Origin of the sequence: Microbacterium kribbense, assembly GCF_039537285.1 — a bacterium.
Taxonomy (GTDB): Bacteria; Actinomycetota; Actinomycetes; order Actinomycetales; family Microbacteriaceae; genus Microbacterium; species Microbacterium kribbense.
The window spans coordinates 242,471-255,480 of record NZ_BAABAF010000008.1 but is presented as its reverse complement, the minus strand read 5'-3'; the positions used below and the strand labels follow the sequence as shown (position 1 = coordinate 255,480).

Annotated in this window: 13 protein-coding genes; 6 read left to right on the top strand and 7 right to left on the bottom strand. The window is 69.7% G+C overall.

Annotation, left to right across the window (positions count from 1 at the left end):
• The first annotated feature begins 111 nt into the window (after positions 1 to 111).
• The 4 genes from ABD705_RS12300 to ABD705_RS12285 all read left to right on the top strand — a co-directional run bounded on the left by ABD705_RS12300 (position 112) and on the right by ABD705_RS12285 (position 2,844).
• Positions 112 to 597: an NfeD family protein gene (locus tag ABD705_RS12300; protein ID WP_344783983.1), complete on the top strand. Its 486-nt coding sequence runs from the start codon at positions 112 to 114 to the stop codon at positions 595 to 597.
• Positions 594 to 1,592 (top strand): SPFH domain-containing protein, encoded by a 999-nt coding sequence (locus ABD705_RS12295; RefSeq protein WP_344783981.1) that lies wholly within the window; start codon positions 594 to 596, stop codon positions 1,590 to 1,592. Before ABD705_RS12300 ends, ABD705_RS12295 begins: the two co-directional genes overlap by 4 nt.
• Positions 1,589 to 2,386 carry a glycerophosphodiester phosphodiesterase family protein gene (locus ABD705_RS12290; protein ID WP_344783979.1) on the top strand — a complete coding sequence of 266 codons (798 nt, stop codon included), beginning with the start codon at positions 1,589 to 1,591 and terminating at the stop codon, positions 2,384 to 2,386. Before ABD705_RS12295 ends, ABD705_RS12290 begins: the two co-directional genes overlap by 4 nt.
• Before the next feature lie 80 nt (positions 2,387 to 2,466).
• Positions 2,467 to 2,844, top strand: coding sequence for an RNA polymerase-binding protein RbpA (locus ABD705_RS12285; RefSeq protein ID WP_344783976.1), 378 nt, complete (start codon positions 2,467 to 2,469; stop codon positions 2,842 to 2,844).
• A gap of 3 nt (positions 2,845 to 2,847) precedes the next feature.
• Here ABD705_RS12285 and lnt read toward each other — a convergent pair whose 3' ends face one another.
• Positions 2,848 to 4,428 carry an apolipoprotein N-acyltransferase gene (lnt, locus tag ABD705_RS12280; protein ID WP_344783974.1) on the bottom strand — a complete coding sequence of 527 codons (1,581 nt, stop codon included), beginning with the start codon at positions 4,426 to 4,428 and terminating at the stop codon, positions 2,848 to 2,850.
• A gap of 46 nt (positions 4,429 to 4,474) precedes the next feature.
• Positions 4,475 to 6,550: a DNA gyrase/topoisomerase IV subunit B gene (locus ABD705_RS12275; RefSeq protein ID WP_425562078.1), complete on the bottom strand. Its 2,076-nt coding sequence runs from the start codon at positions 6,548 to 6,550 to the stop codon at positions 4,475 to 4,477.
• A gap of 165 nt (positions 6,551 to 6,715) precedes the next feature.
• Between ABD705_RS12275 and ABD705_RS12270 the strand changes: the two genes are divergently transcribed.
• Positions 6,716 to 6,937 carry a DUF7455 domain-containing protein gene (locus ABD705_RS12270; protein ID WP_344783972.1) on the top strand — a complete coding sequence of 74 codons (222 nt, stop codon included), beginning with the start codon at positions 6,716 to 6,718 and terminating at the stop codon, positions 6,935 to 6,937.
• A gap of 31 nt (positions 6,938 to 6,968) precedes the next feature.
• Here ABD705_RS12270 and ABD705_RS12265 read toward each other — a convergent pair whose 3' ends face one another.
• From ABD705_RS12265 to ABD705_RS12255, 3 genes are read right to left on the bottom strand one after another with little or no spacing between them, the layout of a single operon-like run.
• A complete protein-coding gene (locus ABD705_RS12265) occupies positions 6,969 to 8,006 on the bottom strand; it encodes an alanine racemase (RefSeq protein ID WP_344783970.1) in 1,038 nt (345 codons plus the stop codon).
• A complete protein-coding gene (locus tag ABD705_RS12260) occupies positions 8,006 to 8,686 on the bottom strand; it encodes an alanine racemase C-terminal domain-containing protein (RefSeq protein ID WP_344783968.1) in 681 nt (226 codons plus the stop codon). The genes ABD705_RS12265 and ABD705_RS12260 overlap by 1 nt, the downstream gene beginning before the upstream one ends.
• Positions 8,687 to 8,688: 2 nt before the next feature.
• Positions 8,689 to 9,705, bottom strand: coding sequence for a sugar-transfer associated ATP-grasp domain-containing protein (locus ABD705_RS12255; RefSeq protein WP_344783966.1), 1,017 nt, complete (start codon positions 9,703 to 9,705; stop codon positions 8,689 to 8,691).
• Positions 9,706 to 9,813: 108 nt separating this feature from the next.
• Between ABD705_RS12255 and ABD705_RS12250 the strand changes: the two genes are divergently transcribed.
• Positions 9,814 to 10,833: a sugar-transfer associated ATP-grasp domain-containing protein gene (locus tag ABD705_RS12250; RefSeq protein ID WP_344783964.1), complete on the top strand. Its 1,020-nt coding sequence runs from the start codon at positions 9,814 to 9,816 to the stop codon at positions 10,831 to 10,833.
• Between the two features lies 1 nt (position 10,834).
• Here the strand turns inward: ABD705_RS12250 and ABD705_RS12245 are convergent, their stop codons facing one another.
• Positions 10,835 to 11,533, bottom strand: coding sequence for a coenzyme F420-0:L-glutamate ligase (locus ABD705_RS12245; protein ID WP_344783962.1), 699 nt, complete (start codon positions 11,531 to 11,533; stop codon positions 10,835 to 10,837).
• Positions 11,530 to 12,954, bottom strand: a complete 1,425-nt coding sequence (locus ABD705_RS12240; protein WP_344783960.1) for an RNA polymerase sigma factor — start codon at positions 12,952 to 12,954, stop codon at positions 11,530 to 11,532. The genes ABD705_RS12245 and ABD705_RS12240 overlap by 4 nt, the downstream gene beginning before the upstream one ends.
• Positions 12,955 to 13,010 lie beyond the last annotated feature (56 nt).

The window sequence follows — 13,010 nt, the reverse complement described above, 5'->3', positions numbered from 1 at the left end:
TCGGTGGGATGACGGTGCCGCGCGGGCGCGTCGCACCGTGCGTCTCGACCTTACCAATCCCGCTGTCCGCCACCGGCGCCATGCTAGATTCTGAGGACCAGAGGGGGCTGAGTGGAACTCATCACGGGTATTGAACAGTTCGCATGGATCGGCTGGATCGTGCTGATCGCGATCTTCCTGGTGATCGAGATGCTGACCCTCGATTTCACCTTCCTGATGCTCAGCATCGGCGGCCTCGCGGGTCTGGTCTCCGACCTGTTCGGCGCCCCGCTGTGGGGCCAGGTCGTCATCGCCGCCGTGGTCGCCGTGCTGCTGATCTTCGTGCTCCGACCGCCGCTGATCCGCCGGTTGCATCGCGGCGAAGACCCCACCCTCTCCAACGTCGCGGCGCTGATCGGCATGCGCGCGACCGTCATCTCCACGGTCACCGGGCTGGGGGGCCTGGCCAAGCTCGCCAACGGCGAGACCTGGACCAGCCGTGCCGTCGACGACGGCGTCTCGTTCTCGCCCGGCACCGCACTGCGCGTCGTGCGCATCGACGGTGCGACCGCCTTCGTGACATCCGATACCGCGACACCCCAGGAGAGCCAGGCATGACGCCAGAGCAGATCATCCCCACGGCGATCGGATGGCTGCTGGCCATCGTCGTCTTCATCTTCGTGATCGTGGTGATCGTCCGGTCGATCCGGATCATCCCACAGGCCACGGCCGGTGTCGTCGAGCGCCTGGGCAAGTACCACAAGACCCTCGATCCGGGGCTGAACATCCTCGTGCCGTTCGTGGATCGGCTGCGCCCGCTGCTGGACATGCGCGAGCAGGTCGTCTCGTTCCCGCCCCAGCCGGTGATCACCGAAGACAACCTGGTCGTCTCGATCGACACGGTCGTCTACTTCCAGGTCACCGATGCGCGGGCCGCGACCTACGAGATCGCGAACTATCTCGGCGCCGTCGAGCAATTGACCACCACGACGCTGCGCAACGTCGTGGGCGGTCTGAACCTCGAGCAGGCGCTGACCAGCCGTGATGAGATCAACAGCAAGCTGCGCATCGTGCTGGATGAGGCCACCGGCAAGTGGGGCATCCGGGTGTCGCGCGTCGAGCTGAAAGCCATCGACCCACCGCTGTCCATCCAGGACTCGATGGAGAAGCAGATGCGCGCCGAGCGTGACCGGCGTGCCGTGATCCTGACCGCCGAGGGCACCAAACAGTCCGACATACTCGAGGCCGAGGGGCGCCGGCAGGCGGCCATCCTCGAGGCCGAGGGCGACAAGCTCGCCCAGGTGCTGCGCGCCGACGGCGAGGCACAGGCCATTCAGCGCGTGTTCGACGCCATCCACGCCGGCAATCCGGATGACAAGCTGCTGGCCTACCAGTACCTGCTGACACTGCCCAAGATCGCCGACAGCGCATCCAGCAAGCTGTGGATCATCCCCAGTGAGTTCACCGAGGCACTGAAGGGCCTCACCGGCGCGTTCGCCGGCAAGATGGCGGATGCCGCCGCCGCCGCGACGCACGCGGGACCGCAGTCGACACCGCCGGTGGCACCGCCGGCCGCGAGCGAGCAGCCTCCGCTGACCCCGCCCACGCCGTGACCCATCCGTGGTTCACGGCGTCCACGCGTCCGCGCGTGCTCGCCCACCGCGGCCTGGTGACGCCGGACGCGGCAGCGCTCGGCGTCTCGGAGAACTCGTTCGCGGCGGTCGCCGAGGCGCACGCGGCGGGTGCGGGCTATGTGGAGTCGGACTGTCATCTGAGCGTCGACGGCGTCGTGGTCCTGTTCCACGACGACACCCTCACCCGGGTGACGGGGGACCCGCGGCCGATCGCCGAGGTCACCACCGCCGAGCTGGAAGACCTGATGGCGGACCGTGGGGGTCTGATCACGCTGGAGCAGGCGCTGGATGCCTTCCCCACGCTGTGCTTCAATCTCGACGTGAAGGCGCCCGGGGCCGCGGCCGATGCCGGTCGCCTCGTCGCGCCCCATGCCGATCGGGTGCTGCTGACCAGCTTCTCGGACGCGCGGCGGCGCACGGCTCTGGCTGCGGCAGCCGCTGCCGGCGGCACACCCGCGACCTCCGGCGGCAGCGGCACGATCGCGCGCGCCGTGGCGGCCGCCGCACTGCGCTCGGACCGGCTGCTGGCGCGGGCGCTGGCCGGCATCGACGCGCTGCAGGTGCCAGAGCGGCACAACGGCATGCGCATCCTCACGCCGCGACTGCTCGCCGCCGCCCACCGTCACGGCGTCGAGGTGCACGTGTGGACGATCGACGAACCCGCCGACATGACGCGGCTGCTGGACATGGGCGTGGACGGACTGGTGACTGATCGCGCCGACATAGCACTGTCGCTGGTGGCCGGCCGCGGTGGCCCTGAGCATCCGCTGTGAAACCCCGGTCTTCCAGGCCGGTTCGGATGATGCGCACAGGTGGTGACGTTATACCTGGGTAGCGACGAGAGGACCACACCATGGCAGACCGCAGCCTTAGAGGCATCCGACTCGGCGCCCAGAGCTTACAAAGCGAAGAGGGTGTCGTGTTTCATGAGCGTGTTCAGAAGACCTACGAATGCACCGTGTGCAAGCGCGACACGACACTGACATTCGCTGCTGACGCCGAGATCCCCGAGGCGTGGGAGTGCCGCGTTTGCGGCGCCGAAGCCGTGCTGCGCGTCGGCGACGGCACCGTCACCATCGACCACAGCGCCGACAAGGTCGCGCGCACCCACTGGGACATGTTGCTCGAGCGCCGCACGATCCCCGAGCTGGAAGAGCTGCTCGAAGAGCGCCTGGCCTTCGTGCGCGCCCGTCGCGGCGCCGGCGCGGGCATCTCCAAGCTCACCGCCTGACCCTCATCCCTGCGCTGCGATGCCGGTCCCTCCGGGGCCGGCATCCTTGCGTTGGGCACGGCGGCGCCAGGCCAGCAGACCGACCACCGCCAGCACCCCCGCACTCCCCCACCCGAAGACCGCCTTCAGTGCGGGTCCGGCGATCACCGCGGGTGTCAGCCCGGTGCGCAGCGGCACGTCTTCGAGCATGGCGCCGGCGGTGTCGGCGTCCAGCCCCGCGATCTCGCTGCCGTCGGGCGCGATGATCTGACTCGTGCCGACCGTGGAGATGTTCACGACCGCCCGCCCCGTCTCGATCGCGCTCATCCGCGCGAACGCCAGCTGCTGCAGGTTCTCGTCGGTGCCGCGGAAATCGGCGTTGTTGGTCTGGAAGGCGTACACCTGCGCGCCCGCGCGCGCACCGTCGAAGATCACGTCGTCATAGATGACGTCGAAGCAGATCGCCAGCCCCACCTCGATGCCGTGCACGTCGACGATCGGCGGCGCCGTGCCTGGTGTGTAGTCGCGCCCGATCAGATCGATCAGCCCCGGTGCGAAGAAGCGGTAGACGGCACGATCGGGCACATACTCGCCGAAGGGCACCGGATGCCGCTTGTCGTAGATCTGCACTGGGTTGTCGGCGCCCGACTCCCATAGCAGCGACGAGTTGAAGTAGTCACCGCCGCGCTGCGTGATCGCACTGACCAGCAGCGGCGCCTGCATCGAGGTCGCCAGGGAGTCCAGCGTGGCGGCGGTGGCCGCCTCGCGCGTCGGATCGGAGTCGATGCCGCCCTCGGGCCACACCAGCAGGTCCATCTTCTTGCCGCCCAGCGCGGCGGTCGCGGCCAGCTGCGCATCCAGCACGGCCCCGGGCGAATGCCGGTCGAAGTAGCCGGTCGGACCGTTGCCCTGCACGGCGCCGATGCGCATCGTGCCGGCCGGGGTGGTCGGGAACTGCGGCACCGCCAGCAGCACGACTGCGGCGGCCAGAATCGGGATGGCGAGCCGGAGGTCGCGCAGCCGCCGGATGCGCGCGTATTCGATCACCGCCGCGCACCCGAACACGACTACGAACGTGATGCCGCTGATCCCGGTCCACGACGCCAGCGGCGCGAACGGACCGCCCACCTGGCTGACGCCGATGCGGCCCCACGGGAACCCGCCGTAGGGCCAGGACCCGAGCACCTGCTCGCGCATCGTCCACAGCCCCGCCACCAGCGCCGGCAGCACGCTCACACGCGCCCAGGGCGCCGGCAGCAGCGCCGGCAGCCACCGGTAGGCCCAGGCGATCGGCACGGCGAACGCGGCGGTCAGAGCGGCCTCCAGTGTCGTCAGCGCGAGCCACGGCACGGGACCCAGATAGCGGGCGGTGAAGCCGACGTTGATGAGGAAGAACACCGCACCGAACACGAAGCCCACCAGCACGGCGCCCCATGCGCGGCGCCCGATCAGGGTCAGCAGCGTCGGCGGCACGGCGACCAGCGCCATCGGCCACCAGCCGAGCGCCGGGAACGCCAGGGTCAGCACCGCGCCGGCGACGGCCGCGACGAAGGCGGCGATGCCCAGCGGCAGCAGGGGGCGCGGCAGGGCACGGCGTTCGGGCACCCGTCCAGCCTAGGTCAGCGAGCCGGCCGGCCCGCAGCCTCCGGCGCTACGCGTCGATGCGGTCGCGGGCGAGCCGGTCGCTGGAGTCCACGATGAAGGAGCGGCGCGGCGCGACGTCGCTGCCCATCAGCATCTCGAAGATCCGGGCGGCCGACTCGGCGTCATCCACGTGCACGCGCCGCAGCGTGCGGGCGCTGCGGTCCATCGTGGTCGTGGCCAGCTGCTCGGCATCCATCTCGCCGAGTCCCTTGTAGCGCTGGATCGGCTCCTGCCAGCGCCGGCCGGCCTTGCCGAGCTTCGCCAGCAGGGCGTGCAGCTCCGCCTCGCTATAGGTGTAGATGGTCTCGTTCGGCTTGGAGCCGGGGTAAATCACGATCACCCGATGCAGGGGCGGCACGGCCGCGAACACCCGGCCGTCCTCGATCAGAGGGCGCATGTAGCGGAAGAACAGCGTCAGCAGCAGCGTGCGGATGTGGGCGCCGTCGACGTCGGCGTCGCTCATCATGATGATCTTGCCGTAGCGGGCTGCGCTCAGGTCGAATGAGCGGCCGGAGCCGGCGCCGACGGACTGGATGATCGCGGCGCACTCGGCGTTGGAGAGCATGTCGCCCACCGACGCCTTCTGCACGTTCAGGATCTTGCCGCGAATCGGCAGCAGCGCCTGGTACTCGCTGTGCCGCGCCAGCTTGGCGGTGCCCAGGGCCGAATCGCCCTCGACGATGAACAGCTCCGAGTCGGACACGTCGTTGGAGCGGCAGTCGACGAGCTTGACCGGCAGCGAGGAGGACTCCAGCGCGTTCTTGCGGCGCTGGGTCTCCTTGTGCGCGCGCGCCGAGATGCGCGCCTTCATCTCGGAGACGATCTTGTCGAGCACCTGGGCGGCCTGCACCTTGTCGTCGCGCCCCGTCGAGGTCAGCTGCGCGGTCAGCGCGGTGTTGACCACGTTCGAGACGATCTGGCGCACCGCCGGGGTGCCCAGCACCTCTTTGGTCTGGCCCTCGAACTGCGGCTCGGGCAGCCGCACCGTCAGCACGACGGTGAGCCCGGCGAGCATGTCGTCCTTCTCGACCTTGGCGGTGCCGACCTTGAGTTTGCGCGCGTTCTGGTCGATCTGAGCGCGGATCGCCTTGACCAGGCCCTGTTCGAAGCCCTGCTGGTGAGTGCCGCCCTTGGGCGTGGCGATGATGTTGACGAAGGAGCGCGACACCGTGTCATAGCCGGTCCCCCAGCGCAGTGCGATGTCGACCTCGCAGCGACGCTCGACCTCCGTCGGGATCATCGTGCCGGAGGGCTGCAGCACCGGCACTGTCTCGGTGAAGCTGCCCGATCCGGTGAGCCGCCAGGTGTCGGTGACCGGCGGGTCCACGGCCAGATACTCCGCGAACTCGGAGATGCCGCCGTCGAAGCGGAACGCCTGCTCGATTGGGTCGGCGGTGGCATCCCGCTCATCGCGGATCGCCATCTCCAGGCCCGGCACCAGGAACGCGGTCTGGCGCATCCGCTGCTCGAGTTCGGTGACGCCGAACTCGGCATCCTTCGTGAAGATCTGCGGGTCGGCCCAGTACCGGATGCGGGTGCCGGTGACGCCCTTCTTGACCTTGCCGACGGCGGTCAGCCGGCTGGCTGCGCGGAACGGCGTGAACGGGGCGTCCGGCCCCTGGCCGTCGAAAGTGCCGGGCTCACCACGGTGGAACGACATCGCCCACGTCTTGCCGTCCCGGTCGACTTCGACGTCCAGGCGGGCCGACAGCGCATTGACGACCGAGGCGCCCACCCCGTGCAGGCCGCCCGAGGAGGTGTAGGAGCCGGAGCCGAACTTGCCGCCGGCGTGCAGTTTGGTGAAGACCACCTCGACACCGGACAGGCCCGTGCGCGGCTCGATGTCGACCGGGATGCCGCGTGCCGTGTCGCGCACCTCGACGCTGCCGTCGGTGCGCAGCAGCACGTCGATGCGGGTGCCGTAGCCGCCCAGCGCCTCGTCGACGGAATTGTCGATGATCTCCCACAGGCAGTGCATCAGACCGCGCGAATCGGTGGAGCCGATGTACATGCCGGGCCGCTTGCGGACCGCCTCGAGCCCCTCGAGGACCTGGAGATGATGCGCGGTGTACTCGTCGGTCACAATCCTCAAGGATATCGGCCGGCCTCCCCGGGCCCGCCCAGGGACACGGGTGCGGGCTGAGGGTACGCGCTCAGCGAACTGTGCGCCGTTCGCGGCATTCACCCACCCGGCGCGTGGTTGTATGTGAGGAACGGCCCGAAAGTCAGCAGCCCGAGGAGGCAGACGATGAGCACACTTGCAACGCCCGAAGAGCACCGCGTCGTCGAGTACCGTCTGACCGCCATGGATCGGTGCGACGCCTGCGGCGCCCAGGCCTACATCGCCGCCGAGGTCAATGGCAGCGAACTGCTGTTCTGCGCGCACCACGGTCGCAAGTATCAGGACAAGCTGCGCAGCGTGGCAACCTCGTGGCACGACGAGACCTCGCGGCTTCACGAAGCGGTCTGACCCGGCACCGGAGGGCGCCGCGGCAGCCGCGTCAGGCAGCCGCGCTCAGATAGCGCCGCGGCAGTCGCGGCGAGATCCGCAGTACGACCTCTTCGCCGATCGTGTGCAGCATTTCGGCGACGTCGGTCGCGGATGCCGGTGCCCGGCCCCCGAACAGGGCGACATCGTCGCCCACGGCCGCACCCGGCCACGCTGCCACCTGCGCCGACACCGGTCCGATCGCGGTGACCGGCCGCGGCCCCGCGGGCGTGCCCACCTGCAGACGCCCTGCCAGGCGTGAGTCGAGCCCGTCCAGGCTCCCGACGTCCACCGTCACCGCGTCGGTCGCCACGTCCGTCACGGAAGCGATCAGGGTGCCGATCGGACGGATGCCCAGTTCGGCGTCGCTCGGGCCGTCGGACGGACGGATGCCGTAGGCGAAGGCGCCGATGCGCACCAGGTCGAGCTGGAATCCGGGACGCGCGAACGCCGCGGCGCTGGCGGCCAGGTGACGTAGCGGCGGCGCCTGCTCGAACGCGTCCACGGCGGTGAAGAACTCGTCGCGCGCCCGGTCGTCGGCCTCGTCGGAGGCCTCGGCGATGTGACTCCACACGCCCTCGATCGACAGCGCCCCGGCGCGCTGCGCATGCTCCGCGGCGGCGACGGCGGCGGCCCACCCTTCCGGCCGGATGCCGTTGCGGTGCAGGCCCGTGTCGACCTTCAGGTGCACTCGGGCCGCATGCCCGGTGCGGGCGCCGACGGCGGCGGTCGCCGTGATCAGTTCGTGCGTGCCCAGGCCGAGGTCGATGTCGTGGGCGAGCGCTAGGTCGATCTCGCCCGCGTTGTAGACCGTCCAGGCCACGATCCGCGGCGCCGGCCCGGTCAGAGCCCGCACCGCGACGGCGGTGGCCACGTCGAACGTGCCGAACCAGCGCACCCCGCCGACGCGGGCGGCGGGCACGATTGCGGCCAGGCCGTGGCCGTATGCATCGTCCTTGACGACCAGCATGTGCACGGCCGGGGCGACGGTCGTGCGGATCGTGACGAGATTGGTGGCGAATGCGGTCAGGTCGACCTCGAAGCGGGCCATCAGCGCTCGTGCCTCCGCGTCGCGCGCGCGCCCGCCAGCGTGGTGATCTCCCCCGCCGTCAGCCCGGTCACGGCGCACCAGTCCGCCAGGGCCGGCCGCCCCTGCCCAGGGTCGCCGAAGAAGCAGACGTCGCAGCCTGCGGCGGCGGGGGTGTCCTGCAGGTCGACCACACATGCGTCCATCGCGACTCGACCGATCACCGGCAGCAGGGCTCCACCCACCTGCACCCGCACCCGATTGCCGAGCTCGCGGACGATGCCCTGGGCGTATCCCCCGCCGACCAGGCCCACCGTGGTGTCGACTGCGGCACGGAACGTGTAGCCGTACGAGACGCCTTCACCGGCGAGCAGCGGCTTGACGCTGAGCACGCTGCCGTACAGCGACATGACCGGGCGGCAGCCGGCGCCGGCGAAGCCCCACAGCGCGGCGGGATCGACCACGTCCGCGTCACCGGCGGCGTCGGCGTCGGCGTCGGTCAGGATCCGCATCCCCGCTTCGGTCAGGGTCTGCGCGCACTCGGTGAGCCCGTGCCCCCACGCGTCACGGCGCAGGTCGGCCCACAGCGGCGCGCGGCCGGGCGCCCGGTCGATCAGGCGTTGGGCGTTGTGCCGCAGCGCGGCGTGCGAGATGACCGTGCGCACCGGAGACGGCACGTGCGGCGCGCGATCGGGGCCGGTCATCGCTACCAGGTCATCACGGCTTCGTGCTCGGGGCGCGAACCGATGCGGATGCCGGTGGCCGTCACCCGGGTCTCGTACAGGCCGGGGATCCAGTTGCCCTCGATCAGCACCGGCCCTTCCGCAGTCATCGCGATGTCCCAGCCGACATACGGCACCTCCGGCACGATCCGGGCGGCCCGGTCGATCAGTGCGACCGCCTCATCCCACCTGGGCACCCGGAAGTCGACGATGGACTTCCCGGAGTCGGGGTGGGTCGGGTAGAAGGTGTTGTTCTTTCCGGAGTGGCCCTGCCCGACGGCCCGGCCGTCGCGGTCGAGCATCGTGAAGAATCCGCCCCAGCTGAACTGGTCGCTGACGGCGCCGCGGCCGAACTTCTGCACCCGCGAGACGATGTGCACGTCGGTGCCGTCGAAGTACGACACCAGCCGCGTGGTGTTGACCGTGCCCGGGCAGTATTCGGCGAGGTACGGGTGCTGCACGATCGCCTCTTCGACCAGCAGCTGGCCTTTGGCCACGAGCTCGGCGTGGAAGGCCGCCCAGTCGGTGACCTCGTCGGCCCGATAGCGGAACACGCCGTGGCCCTCGCGGCTGATCGGCTCCTTGGCGATCAGCACCGGGTGCCGCACGGCGAACTGCTCCAGCTCGGCGGGGCCGGTCTCTTCCAGGTCGAGCCACTCGCGGCCGGTGAACCCGGCGAACGCCCGGTGGAAGCGGCGCTTGTCGGCGAACACCTCGGCGGCGTCGGCATCGTTGAGCCGGTTCGCGATGTGGTGCTGGATGAGCGAGGTCATGAACGTGCGGCGCTCGCGACGCGAGAGCGCCGCGAAATCGGCCTCGTAGTAGTCGATGAACGCCGTGTCGCAAAACGCCGCCGAGAACAGCATGTCGGCGGCCACCGCCGGCATCCACTTGTTCTGCTCCCGGGCGATCTGCCGGGCCAGGGCGGTCACTCGTGCAGGCTGGAACCGGCGGACGCGGCCGACGAAGTAGTGCACGCGCGCGCTCAGGTCGATCTTCATCCTGCCAGGGCCGCCTTCCGGGTTCGTCGTGGCGCGTTCGCGCCCGCGACAGGGACTGTGGGACGGCCCCAGCATACCGGCCACCGCCTGCGTGATACCTTCGAGCGCATGGGTCAATTCGCCATGCGGCTGCGCTATCTCGCAGACCGTGCCCGTCACCTGAGCCCCGCGAATCTGGCCGAGTTCACCGACCAGGTGCACCTGGTCTCGACGGCGCCGGCACCCGTGATCATCGCCGACATGCTGTGGTGCTCGCTGCGCTACGAGATGGGCTTCCGGGACTATGCCGTCTGGGACATACGACTGCTGAACGCGCGGGAGCGGGCGACCTGGATGACCCACCCCAAGTCGTTCCGCATCACGAAGGCGCTCAACAGTCCCACCGCGAAGCAGCTCGTCGAAGACAAGCCGCAGTTCTACCGGGACTTCCCCGATGTCATCCGTCGCGAATGGCTCGATCTGCGCACCGCCGAGCCTGGCGGGATTGACGCATTCCTGAAACGGCATGAATATGTGCTCGCCAAGCCTGCGACCGGCTTCGGCGGGGCCGGCATCGAACGGATCACCTCGGCCGATGTGACCGACAGCGACTCGTGGCGCCATGCACAGATCGAGAAGGATCAGACCCTGCTCGAGGAGATCCTCCCCCAGCATCCGGATCTCGCCGCCGTCTACCCCGACAGCGTCAACACGGTGCGGCTGGTGACCTTCCTGGACCCCGGCGGCACCTTCCACGTGATCGCCGCGGTGCTGCGCATCGGCAACGGCGGTGTGATCGACAACTTCGCCGGCGGCGGCATGTTCACGATGCTCGACGAAGACGGCGTCGCCCTCTACCCCGGGGTCGACAAGAAGAGCCACGTGTTCGTGAACCACCCGGTCACCGGAGTGCCGATCCGCGGCATCCGGGTGCCGATGTACGCCGAGGCCGTGCAGATGGTCGAGCGGCTCTCGCGCCGGCTGCCGCAGATCCCGTACATGGGGTGGGACATCGCGATCACCCCCGACGGCCCCGCGGTCATCGAGGCCAACCACAACTCCAGCGTGTTCCAGATGAAGCCGACGGTCTCGGGCGTGCGCACCGGGCTGCTGTCCCGCTATCGGGACGCCACGGGCCTGGACCTGTAGCTCAGGCCGGGCGCACGATCCCCAGGGGGGTCGACTCGTGGCCCTGGCCCAGCGGGTTGTCCTTCAGGATCGCGAGCAGCCGGTGCTCGCCGGCCTTGTCCATCGTGGACCCGAGGATGTTGCCGCCGAGATCGTTGATGTCGACGACGGCGACCTCGCAGCGCCCGTCCAGCAGCGCCTGCAGTCGCGCCGAGACCTCGCGCGGGCGGTCCGGCCCGAGCACGACGGCCTCGTTGTACGGCGGGATGGTGTGCTTGGTCGGACCGTCGATGGCCCGGGCCTTGGGTCCGGCGATGCGGTAGAAGTCGCCCTTGCGGCCCAGGGCCTTGGTGACGGCGGCGACGGCGGCCGCGAGCAGGATGCGCGGCGTGCCGCACTCGCGCAGCGCCATCTCCATCGTCTCAGGCATGCCCAGGCCGATGCCGTACGGAGTGCGGGTGACGTACTTCGACAGCAGCACGGCCAGCTTGCGCGGCGCGATCTCGGCCACCGGGAACGACCGCCCCTGTGTGATCGCGACGATCTTCTCGGTCACGAACAGGATGTCGCCGGGCAGCACCTGGTCGTCGGCATACTCGTGCACGAAGACATCCAGATCATCGCCGGGCAGCACCACCCGGGTGCGCACCGGGATGCGCGTGTACGAGGTGCCGTCGACGGCGACGCTCAGCGCCTTGCCGGTGTTGGCCTCGCCGCTCACTCGAGGTAGTCCCGCAGCGACTGCGACCGGGACGGATGCCTCAGTTTGGCCATCGTCTTCGACTCGATCTGCCGGATCCGCTCGCGGGTCACCCCGAACGTGTCGCCGATCTGGTCGAGGGTCTTGGGCTGGCCGTCGCCGAGACCGAAGCGCATCCGGATGACACCCGCCTCGCGCTCGCTGAGCGAGTCCAGCAGCGACTCGAGCTGGCGCTGCAGCATCGTGAAGCCCACCGCGTCGGCCGGCACGACGGCCTCGGTGTCTTCGATCAGGTCGCCGAACTCGCTGTCGCCGTCCTCGCCGAGCGGCGTGTGCAGCGAGATCGGCTCGCGGCCGTACTTCTGCACCTCGACGACCTTCTCGGGCGTCATGTCCAGCTCGCGGGAGAGCTCTTCGGGGGTGGGCTCACGGCCCAGGTCCTGCAGCATCTGCCGCTGCACCCGAGCGAGCTTGTTGATGACCTCGACCATGTGCACCGGAATGCGGATCGTGCGGGCCTGGTCGGCCATCGCGCGGGTGATGGCCTGACGGATCCACCAGGTGGCGTAGGTCGAGAACTTGAAGCCCTTCGTGTAGTCGAACTTCTCGACGGCACGGATCAGGCCCAGGTTGCCCTCCTGGATGAGGTCCAGGAACTGCATGCCACGGCCCGTGTAGCGCTTGGCCAGCGACACCACCAGACGCAGGTTCGCGCCCAGCAGGTGGCTCTTGGCGCGCTGCCCGTCGCGTGCGACCCACTGCAGGTCCAGGCCCAGCTGCGCGGATTTCTCGGCCGCCGACATCGGCGCCAGCTTCTCTTCGGCGAACAGGCCCGCCTCGATGCGCATGGCCAGCTCGACCTCTTCGGCCGCGTTCAGCAGCGGAACCTTGCCGATCTGCTTCAGGTAGTCCTTGACCGGGTCGGCGGTGGCGCCGGTGATCTGCGCCGAGTAGACCGGCACGTCATCCTCATCCTTGGATGAGATAACGATGGCCCCGGAGGGAAGGGGCTCGGTGAACACCTTCTTCTTGGCGTCGGTCTGCTCGTCGTCCTCGTCCTCGTCGTCGCCCGCGGCCGCGGCCTCGTCGACCGGGTCGACCTTCTTGACGCGGCCGCCGCGCGGTGCGGGCTTCTTCGCCGGGGCCATCTTGGCAGCGGCCTTCTTCGCGGGTGCCTTTGCGGCGGCGGCTTCAGCCGCGGCGGTCTCGGCGGCCTCGTCGGGCTCCGGGGCTTCGGCCGCCTTCTTGGCGGGGGCCTTCTTGGCGGGCGCCTTCTTGGCGGGCGCCTTCTTGGCGGGGGCCTTCTTCGCCGCCGGCTTCTTGGCCGCAGCGGACTTCGCGGGGGTGGCCGGCGGGGTGGTCGCGCCGTCGGACACGGCGACTTCGTCGACGTCGGTGTCCTCTGCGCGGGAGCGGGTGGTGGTCTTTGTGCCTGCGGTCACGTTTCGCCTTTCACCGGGGGCCATGACGCTGCCCTCGGTCGTTCTCGGACACTAGT